Source organism: Streptomyces sp. CB02366 (assembly GCF_001905905.1).
Lineage (GTDB): Bacteria > Actinomycetota > Actinomycetes > Streptomycetales > Streptomycetaceae > Streptomyces.
The window spans coordinates 106,246-113,701 of the sequence record NZ_LIVT01000006.1; the positions used below are offsets into that span (position 1 = coordinate 106,246).

The 7,456-nt window shown below is 70.6% G+C and carries 4 protein-coding genes; all 4 read left to right on the forward strand.

Annotated elements, in window-relative coordinates:
- Positions 1 to 10 precede the first annotated feature (10 nt).
- Positions 11 to 1,045, forward strand: coding sequence for a substrate-binding domain-containing protein (locus tag AMK24_RS19500; RefSeq protein ID WP_073770076.1), 1,035 nt, complete (start codon positions 11 to 13; stop codon positions 1,043 to 1,045).
- Positions 1,046 to 1,116: 71 nt separating this feature from the next.
- Positions 1,117 to 2,355 (forward strand): Gfo/Idh/MocA family protein, encoded by a 1,239-nt coding sequence (locus AMK24_RS19505; RefSeq protein WP_073770077.1) that lies wholly within the window; start codon positions 1,117 to 1,119, stop codon positions 2,353 to 2,355.
- Between the two features lie 13 nt (positions 2,356 to 2,368).
- Entirely contained in the window at positions 2,369 to 3,373 is a 1,005-nt protein-coding gene (locus AMK24_RS19510) for a sugar phosphate isomerase/epimerase family protein (RefSeq protein WP_073770078.1), read from the forward strand.
- Positions 3,374 to 3,662: 289 nt separating this feature from the next.
- Positions 3,663 to 7,373: a ThuA domain-containing protein gene (locus tag AMK24_RS19515; RefSeq protein WP_073770079.1), complete on the forward strand. Its 3,711-nt coding sequence runs from the start codon at positions 3,663 to 3,665 to the stop codon at positions 7,371 to 7,373.
- Positions 7,374 to 7,456 lie beyond the last annotated feature (83 nt).

The following is a 7,456-nucleotide window of genomic DNA, read 5'->3' on the forward strand; positions in this document are numbered from 1 at the left end:
CCCCACCGCCATGCCAGAAACCAGCCGCAGAGGACTGCTGTTCGGAACCGCCGCCGTCTCCGCGGGCGCGCTCCTCACCGCCTGCACCAGCAACGAGCCCAAGAAGACCGAGTCCGCCGCCCACAGCGCCCCCGCCGACGACAAGCCCGGCAAGGCCGTCACCATCGGCTTCGCCGGACCGCAGGCCGACCACGGCTGGCTCAACGCGATCAACGTGAACGCCAAGTCCCGGGCGGAGAGGTACTCCGACGTCACCCTGGAGACCACCGAGGGCTCCAACGACACCGCCGCCCAGATCGGCCAGGTCAAGACCCTCATCAACAAGAAGGTCGACGTCCTCGTCGTCCTCCCCGCCGACGGCAAGGCGCTCACCCAGGTCGGTCTGGAGGCCATGCGGGCGGGCATCCCCGTCGTCAACCTGGACCGCATCTTCGCCTCCCCCCAGGCGTACCGCTGCTGGGTCGGCGGAGACAACTACGGCATGGGCCTCAACGCCGGGCACTACATCGGCGAGCAGCTCAAGGACAAGCCGAACGCCAAGGTCGTCGAACTCGCCGGGATCGACAACCTGGAGCTCACCAAGCAGCGCAGCCAGGGCTTCGCCGACGCCCTCAAGAACTACTCCAACATCAAGCTGGTGGCCCGTCAGGCCGCCGACTTCACCGTCGAGTCCGGCCAGGCGAAGATGGCCCAACTCCTCCAGGCCCAGAAGCAGTTCGACGCCCTGTGGAACCACGACGACGACCAGGGCGTCGGCGCGCTGCGCGCCATCGAGCAGGCGGGCCGCGACGAGTTCATCATGGTCGGCGGCGCCGGCGCCAAGTCCGCCATGGACGCCATCAAGGCGGACGACTCCGTCCTCAAGGCGACCGTCCTCTACCCGCCGACGATGGCCGCCTCCGCCATCGACCTGGCCCGCGCGCTCGGCCAGTCCAAGGGCGTCAGCGGACTCTCCGAGATGGAGATCCCGACCTCCCTGACCCTGTACTCCGCGGTCGTCACCAAGGACAACATCGACCAGTACCTGCCGACGGGCTTCAACTGACCGGGACTCCGGGGGAGGCGGCGAGCGCGTCCCCCGGCCCGTCACCGCACACCCACGAGGAGGAAGTCCGCATGGCCCGTAGTCAAGAGACGGAAGCGCACGCCCCGACAACGCCGCCCCCGCGACAGGCGCCGGGAACGCTCGGGGTCGGCATGGTCGGTTACGCGTTCATGGGCGCCGCCCACTCCCAGGGGTGGCGCACCGCCGGACACGTCTTCGACCTGCCCCTGCGCCCCGCTCTCGCCGCGATCTGCGGACGCGACCGGGCGGCGGTCGACGCCGCCGCCGCCCGGCACGGCTGGGCGGCGGCCGAGACCGACTGGCGGGCCCTGATCGCCCGGGACGACGTCCACCTGGTCGACATCTGCACCCCCGGGGACAGCCACGCGGAGATCGCCATCGCCGCCCTGGAGGCGGGCAAGCACGTCCTGTGCGAGAAGCCGCTCGCCAACACCGTCGCCGAGGCGGAGGCCATGGTCCGCGCCGCCGAAGCGGCCGCCGCGCGCGGACAGACGGCGATCGTCGGGTTCAACTACCGCAAGGTGCCCGCGATCTCCTACGCGCGTCGGCTCATCGCCCAGGGCCGGCTCGGCCCGTTGCGCCATGTGCGGGCCGCCTACCTCCAGGACTGGCTGGTGGACCCGGCCTCCCCGCTCACCTGGCGGCTCAAGCGCGAGCACGCGGGCTCCGGTGCGCTCGGGGACCTCGGAGCGCACATCGTCGACCTCGCCCAGTACCTCTCGGGCGAACTGCTCACCGGCGTCTCCGCGGTGGCCGAGACCTTCGTACGGGAACGGCCCCTGCTCGCCGGGGCGTCGGCCGGGCTCTCCGGCGGCGCGGACGCGGTGGAGCGGGGCGAGGTGACCGTGGACGACGCGGCGATCTTCACCGGCCGCCTCGCCTCCGGCGCGCTCGCCTCCTTCGAGGCGACCCGGATGGCCGCCGGACGCAAGAACGCCCTGCGCCTGGAGATCAACGGGGAGCTGGGTTCGCTCGCCTTCGACCTGGAGCGGCTCAACGAACTGTCCTTCCACGACCACACCGAGCCCGCCGCCACCGCGGGTTTCCGCCGCATCCTCGTCACCGAGCCCGAGCACCCCTACCTGGAGGCGTGGTGGCCGCCGGGCCACGGCCTCGGCTACGAGCACACCTTCGTCCACCAGGCCCGCGACGTGGTCCGCACGATCGCCGAAGGGGCCCCGCCCGTACCGTCGTTCGCGGACGGCCTCCAGGTGCAGCGGGTGCTCGCCGCCGTCGAGGAGAGCGCCGCCAAGAACTCCGTCCACACTCCGGTCCCGTCCTCGTCCTAGGAGGCTGCCGCCCATGCCCCGCCCCTTCACCCTCTTCACCGGCCAGTGGGCCGACCTCCCGCTGGAGGAGGTCTGCCGGCACGCCCGGGACTTCGGCTACGACGGACTCGAACTCGCCTGCTGGGGAGACCACTTCGAGGTCGACAAGGCGCTGGCCGATCCCGGGTACCTGGACTCCCGGCGCCGGCTGCTCGACGCGTACGGGCTGAAGTGCTTCGCGATCTCCAACCACCTGGTCGGCCAGGCCGTCTGCGACCACCCGATCGACGAACGCCACCGGGGCATCGTCCCCGCCCGCATCTGGGGCGACGGCGAGCCCGAGGGCGTACGGCGGCGCGCGGCGGCCGGGATCGCGGACACCGCCCGGGCCGCCGCCGCCTTCGGGGTGGACACCGTCATCGGGTTCACCGGCTCCTCGATCTGGCACCTGGTCGCGATGTTCCCGCCCGTCCCGCCGCACATGATCGAGCGCGGCTACGAGGACTTCGCCGAGCGCTGGAACCCGATCCTGGACGTCTTCGACGCCGAGGGGGTGCGCTTCGCCCACGAGGTGCACCCGAGCGAGATCGCGTACGACTACTGGACCACCAAGCGCGCGCTGGAAGCGGTGGACCACCGGCCCGCGTTCGGGCTGAACTTCGACCCGAGCCACTTCGTCTGGCAGGACCTGGACCCGGTGGGGTTCCTCTACGACTTCCGCGACCGGATCTACCACGTGGACTGCAAGGAGGCCCGCAAACGCCTGGACGGCCGCAACGGCCGCCTCGGCTCGCACCTGCCCTGGGGCGACCCCCGGCGCGGCTGGGACTTCGTCTCCGCCGGCCACGGCGACGTGCCGTGGGAGGACGTCTTCCGGATGCTCCGGTCCATCGGCTACGAGGGCCCGGTCTCGGTGGAGTGGGAGGACGCCGGGATGGACCGGCTGACCGGCGCCCCGGAAGCGCTTGCCAGCCTCAAACGGTTCGACTTCGAGCCGCCCTCGGCCTCTTTCGACGCGGCCTTCGGCGGCGGCGAGTAAAGGCTCCGCGCACGTCCCGGGGGGTCGGCCGACAGCAGACCCCGCCGCCCCCGGGGCTGCTCCGCCCTGCCCGGAAAACGCTTTGTCCTGACGGAAGAAGAAGTTCGGCCCAGGTGTCGCACAAGGGCTTTCCGTCGAGGACGAACAGGTCTACCGTCCACCACGTGTACACGACATGACTCGCGTCGCCGGGGCCGCTCCCGTCCCCGGCGTCGCACGCGCGGCAGTCCCCGCGCGGCACGGCACGGCTGCACCCGCCCGTACAACCGGCACTCTCCGGAGGACCTACGTGCACAGAACAAGAAAGCGGCTCCCGGCCCGGACCCGCCTCCGCAAGACGCTCGCGCTGTTCACCGGCGGCCTGCTCGCCGCCGCGACGCTCACCCTCGGCTCCGCCCCCGGAGCCACCGCCCAGCCGACGCCGGACGAATCCGCGGCGGAGGACTTCCAGCAGGTCACCCTCGCCAAGGGCGCGGAGGAGACCGGCGAGCCCATGTCGCTCGCCGTGCTCCCCGACCGCAGCGTGCTGCACACCTCACGCGGCGGCGAGCTGCGGATCACCGACAGCGCCGGCAACACCCGGATCTCCGGCACGATCCCCGTGTACACGCACGACGAGGAGGGCCTCCAAGGCGTCGGCGTCGACCCGGACTTCGAGAAGAACCGGGCCATCTACCTCTTCTACGCACCCCCGCTCGACACCCCCGCCGGCGACGCACCCGAGACCGGGACCGCCGCCGACTTCGCGAAGTTCGAGGGGGTCAACCGGCTCTCCCGCTTCGTCCTCAAGGAGGACGGCACCCTCGACACCGCCAGTGAGAAGAAGGTCCTGGACGTCGCCACCTCGCGCGGCACCTGCTGCCACGTGGGCGGCGACATCGACTTCGACGCCGAGGGCAACCTCTACCTCTCCACCGGCGACGACACCAACCCCTTCGCCTCCGACGGCTTCACCCCGATCGACGAACGCCCGGGCCGCAACCCGGCGTTCGACGCCCGTCGCACCTCGGGCAACACCAACGACCTCCGCGGCAAGATCCTGCGCATCAAGGTCGCCGAGGACGGCTCGTACACCATCCCCGAGGGCAACCTCTTCAAGCCGGGCACGGACAGGACGCGCCCCGAGATCTACGCGATGGGCTTCCGCAACCCCTTCCGCTTCTCCGTGGACAAGACCACCGGCACCCTGTACGTCGGTGACTACGGACCCGACGCGGGCGCGGCCGACCCCAAGCGGGGACCGGCCGGAAAGGTCGAGTTCGCCCGCGTGACGAAGGCCGCCAACTTCGGCTGGCCCTTCTGCGTCGGTGACAACGAGCCGTACATCGACTACGACTTCGCCACCAAGACCTCCGGCGCCGCCTTCGACTGCGCCGCCCCCAGGAACGAGTCCCCGCACAACACCGGACTCGTCGACCTGCCGCCGGCCCAGGCCGCGTGGATCCCCTACGACGGCGGATCGGTCCCCGAGTTCGGCAGCGGTTCGGAGTCCCCGATGGGCGGACCCGTCTACCGCTACGACGCGGCCCTCGACTCCCCGGTCAAGTTCCCCGAGGCGTACGACGGCGACTTCTTCGCCGGGGAGTTCGGCCGCAAGTGGATCAAGCGCATCGAGCAGGACGCCGACGGCGCCGTCCAGTCCATCAACGACGTGCCGTGGTCCGGCACCCAGATCATGGACATGGCCTTCGGCCCGGACGGCGCGCTGTACGTCCTCGACTACGGCCTCGCCTGGTTCGGCGGCGACGAGAACTCCGCCCTGTACCGCATCGAGAACGCCACCGGAGGCCGCTCGCCCATCGCCGAGGCGTCGGCGAACAAGACGTCGGGCGCCGCGCCGCTGAAGGTGAAGTTCTCCTCCGCCGGCACGGCGGACGGCGACGGCGACCCGCTGACCTACTCCTGGGACTTCGGCGACGGCGGCACATCCACCGCCGCCAACCCCACGTACACGTACAAGAAGAACGGCACCTACACCGCCACCGTCACCGCCAAGGACCCGACCGGCCGCACCGGCTCCGCCAGCGTCCACGTCACCGTCGGCAACACCGCCCCGACCGTGGACCTGGTACTCCCCGAGGACGGGCAGCTCTTCGCCTTCGGCGACGCCGTGCCGTTCAAGGTGAACGTCACCGACCCGGAGGACGGCGCCATCGACTGCACCAAGGTCGAGGTCAAGTTCACCCTGGGCCACGACAGCCACGGCCACGACATCACCACCGAACACGGCTGCGAGGGCACCATCAAGACCGCCATGGAAGGCGGCCACGACCCCAACGCCAACATCTACGGCGGCATCTCGGCCTCCTACACCGACAACGGCGGCGGCGGCCAGGCCAAGCTGACCGGCAAGGACGCCTCCCGGCTCCAGCCCCGGCACCGCCAGGCCGAGCACTACGACGCCTCCTTCGGCGTCACCACGCCGAGCAAGTCCAGCGCCCACGGCGGCAAGACCGTCGGCGACATCCACAACGACGACTGGATCTCCTTCAAGACCTACGTCCTGGGCGGCACCACCAAACTCACCGCCCGCGTCTCCTCGGCGGGCTCCGGCGGCTTCCTCGAAGTACGCACCGGGTCGCCCACCGGCAAGATCCTCGGCTCCGGGCCCGTCCCGGTGACCGGCAGCTGGGACACCTTCCAGGACGTCGACATCCCGCTGCGCGGCGCCCCCAAGAAGCAGACCGAACTCTTCCTCGTCTTCAAGGGCGGCGACGGCGCGCTCTACGACGTCGACGACTTCGAACTCTCCAACTCGCCGGTCGACCGGACCGCCAAGCGCGTCCTGGTCTTCTCCAAGACCGCCGGCTTCCGCCACGACTCGATCCCCGCGGGCATCGCGGCCCTGAAGGAGATCGGCAAGGAAACCGGCATCACGATCGACTCCACCGAGTCCGCCGCCCAGTTCACCACCAGCAACCTGGCCCGTTACGACGCCGTCGCCTTCCTCTCCACCACCGGTGACGTCCTCGACGCCCAGCAGCAGAAGGCGTTCGAGAACTACGTGGCCACCGGCGGCGGTTACGTCGGCATCCACGCCGCGGCCGACACCGAGTACGACTGGGAGTTCTACGGCGGCCTCGTCGGCGCCTACTTCGACTCCCACCCGCACATCCAGCCCGCCACCGTCCGCGTCGAGGACCACGACCACCCCGCCACCGCCCACCTCGACGACGAGTGGCAGCGCACCGACGAGTGGTACAACTACCGCACCAACCCCCGGGACAAGGCCAAGGTCCTCGCCACCCTGGACGAGACCACCTACACCGGCGGGAACATGAAGGGCGACCACCCGATCTCCTGGTGCCAGACCTACCAGGGAGGCCGCTCCTTCTACACCGGACTCGGCCACACCAAGGAGTCCTACGCCGAACCGGCCTTCCGCAGCCACGTCCTGGGCGGCCTGCGCTACGCCACCGGCCAGGTCAAGGCCGACTGCAAGCCGGACACCGGCCACCGGGCGATCTTCAACGGCAAGACGCTGGAGGGCTGGAAGCAGGCGGGCCCGGGGAAGTTCACCGTCAAGGACGGCGCCCTGCACTCCGAGGGCGGCATGGGCCTGCTCACCTACCAGGCCAAGGAATTGAAGTCCTACTCGCTCAAGCTCGACTGGAAGATGGCCGGCGACGACAACTCCGGTGTCTTCGTGGGCTTCCCGGAGTCCGACGACCCCTGGTCGGCGGTCGACAACGGGTACGAGGTCCAGATCGACGCCACCGACGCCGCCGACCGCACCACCGGCGCCGTCTACACCTTCAAATCCGCCGACATCAAGGCCCGTGACCGTGTCCTGCGGCCCCCGGGCCAGTGGAACAGCTACGAGATCAAGGTCCAGGGCGAACGTCTGCAGGTCTTCCTCAACGGAGCGAAGATCAACGACTTCACCAACACCGACCCGGCCCGCAGCCTGAAGGACGGCTATATCGGACTCCAGAACCACGGAGCCGACGACCAGGTGTCCTTCCGCGACATCCGGCTCAAGGAGCTGCCCCCGCAGTAGGGCGGCCGCCCCTGCCGACGGCGGGCGGGGAAGCACGCGCCTTCCCCCCCCCCCCCCCCCCCCCCCCCCCCCCCCCCCCCCCC

Coding starts and splice junctions, on each gene's coding strand:
- AMK24_RS19500 (WP_073770076.1), top strand. CDS start 11: ATGCCAGAAACCAGCCGCAGAGGACTGCTGTTCGGAACCGCCGCCGTC.
- AMK24_RS19505 (WP_073770077.1), top strand. CDS start 1,117: ATGGCCCGTAGTCAAGAGACGGAAGCGCACGCCCCGACAACGCCGCCC.
- AMK24_RS19510 (WP_073770078.1), top strand. CDS start 2,369: ATGCCCCGCCCCTTCACCCTCTTCACCGGCCAGTGGGCCGACCTCCCG.